Source organism: Streptomyces sp. AF1A, assembly GCF_047340315.1.
In the GTDB taxonomy this organism is placed as follows: Bacteria; Actinomycetota; Actinomycetes; order Streptomycetales; family Streptomycetaceae; genus Streptomyces.
In genome coordinates, this window is sequence record NZ_JBLEBI010000355.1 from 1 (window position 1) to 2,205 (window position 2,205).

Below are 2,205 nucleotides of genomic sequence, written 5' to 3' on the forward strand. Positions count from 1 at the left end.
GGTCGCCCTTGCCGTGGCCCTTGTCCCGCCCCTTGCCGTCCCTGTCCTCGCCGTCGTCCTTCCGGGAGCCGGAGACGGAGTCCCCCGCGGCCAGCAGGACCTTGCAGTACCGGGTCACGCGCGCGGAGCCGCCCGCCAGGTTCTCCAGCGCGCGCCTGCGGCCCGCGTCCAGCTCCCTGCCGTCCCGGATGTCGCGGCAGGCCGCGCCGACACCGCCGCGCGGGCCGCCGGGGGCGGACGGGGTGCCGGAGGCGGGCGGCGCGCCGGTGCCCGTGGTGCCGTCCGGTCCGGAGGCCTGGCCGGAGGCGTCCCCGCGACCGGTGGCCGGACCGCCGGGAGTGCCGGTGCCGGGCGTGGCCCGTGGCGAGGGCGAGGTGAGCGGCCGGCCGGAGGTGCCGGCGGTGACGGAGGCGGCGGGGTGGGGGTGGTCGTCGAACGGTGTGGGCAGCACCCCGGTGCCGGCGGCCATGGCGACCCCGCCGAGGGTGCCCGCGGCCATCACCGCGGCCAGCGCGAAGCGCACCGGGCGGCCCCAGCGGGGGCGGCGGTCCCGGATTCCGGAACCGGCCGGGCTCCCGATGCGGACCAGGCCCGCGTCGATCGCGGGTACGGACCGGCCGGGGGCGCCGCCGGTGAGGGCACCGGCCGGCCGTTCGGCCTCGGCGGCCTCGCGGGCCTTGCGGAACGCGGCCAGGGCGGCCTGCTCGCCGGGGAGTTCGCCGTCGGCGGCGGCCGCCTGCGAGGACAGCGCGCCTAGCGCCCGGGAAAGGCGTTCGGCCTGGTCACGGGCGGAGAGGTCGACGGCTTCCAGCGGCTCACCGCGCAGCAGGCGTTCCGCCGTCTCACGGTTGAGCCACGTGTACTGCTCGTCGGCCATCACATGTCCTTCTGCGTCCGCGCGCGTGGATGCGTCACAGTTGCGGACGTCACCGCGCTCCGGCGCGGTTCTCGTTGCGGCGGCAGGGCGTCGAGCACGCCCGCCGATTCCGGATCGTCGCCGAGCAGTTCCGCGAGCCGTTTCAGGCCGCGGTGCGCGGCGGTGCGCACGGCGCCCGCGCGTTTGCCCAGCGTCTCGGCCGCGGTCTTGGCGTCCAGGCCGACCACCACCCGCAGGACGACCGCCTCGGCCTGGTCCTGCGGGAGCCGTGCGATGAGGGAGAGGGTGCTGTCGGTGGCGAGCGCCTCGATGGCCTCGCCGGCCGTGTCCGACTCGGCGGGCCGGCCGGTCAGCTCCGTCTCGTCGCCGCCGATCGCGGGCCGGCGGCCGCGCATGCGGATGTGGTCCAGAGCGCGGTTGCGGGCTATCCGGGCGGCCCAGCCGCGGAACCGGTCGGCGTCGCCGCTGAACCGGTCGAGGTCCCTGGCGATCTGCAGCCAGGCCTCGGATGCCACGTCCTCGGCGTCCGGATCGCCGACCAGCGTGCGTACGTATCCGAGCAGCCGCGGATGCACCGCGCGGTACACGGTACGGAACGCGGTCTCGTCTCCGTCCTGTGCCGCACGCACCGCGGTGGTCAGCTCCGCGTCGTCCCCCAGCACCGCACTCCCTTTACGCCTGTCTTCGGTCGGCGCGAATGGCACGTTACGGCGTGAAACCTCTCCCCGTCCATGTCTGTAGAAGATGCAACTAACTCGTGACCGTGTGCGGATGTGCACAGGGTGAGCGGCAGGTGAGGACCGAGTGCGTCCGGGGTGTGACAGAAAACGCACTCACGGCGCTGAAGAGAGTACGGGCCGCCGCGCGGCCCGTCCGCGCGACGGCCGGGGCCTCTCCTGTGGGGGGTGGCGGCCCCGGCCGTTGCCCCGCGGTCGCACCGGACCCGCCGTTGCCGCGGTTCCGGCCCGCTTCTCCCCGTCCCGCGCCGTGCCGTTCCTTGCTCACTTCTTACCGTCGGCCGGCTGCGTCCTCGCGGCGGACGGCTCGGAATGCGCCCCGGTTCGGTCGGCCTTGGGGCCGTTCGTCGATGAACGACCGTTTCCGGTGCTGTCGTGCACCAGTTGGGCGGCACAGTACGCGGGGACCTTGTCCGTACCGCCCGCCGCGGTGACGAGCCGTTGCCAGGCCGTGGCGTCCAGGGCGTGGCCGTGCTCGCCCGCCTTCTCGAAGGCACGGCAGTGGGCGAGGGTGTCCCGGGCGGTGGCCGGGTGGGGAGGGTGGGTGGACGGGGCGGAGCTGACCACCGCGGTGCGTGCGGCACAGGACGG

At 75.4% G+C, this 2,205-nt stretch carries 2 protein-coding genes and 1 pseudogene; all 3 read right to left on the reverse strand.

The genetic code is table 11. From position 1 onward, the window contains the following. A partial coding sequence (locus tag ACLU3S_RS36750) for a hypothetical protein (protein WP_413956316.1) occupies positions 1-877 on the reverse strand: 877 nt, incomplete at its 3' end. Next, the gene (locus ACLU3S_RS36755) at positions 877-1,539 is read right to left on the reverse strand and encodes an RNA polymerase sigma factor (protein ID WP_413956317.1); all 663 of its coding nucleotides are present in this window, start codon (positions 1,537-1,539) and stop codon (positions 877-879) included. The genes ACLU3S_RS36750 and ACLU3S_RS36755, both read right to left, overlap by 1 nt. A 339-nt stretch (positions 1,540-1,878) precedes the next feature. Continuing rightward, positions 1,879-2,205: pseudogene (locus ACLU3S_RS36760) on the reverse strand (hypothetical protein); the annotation flags it as partial.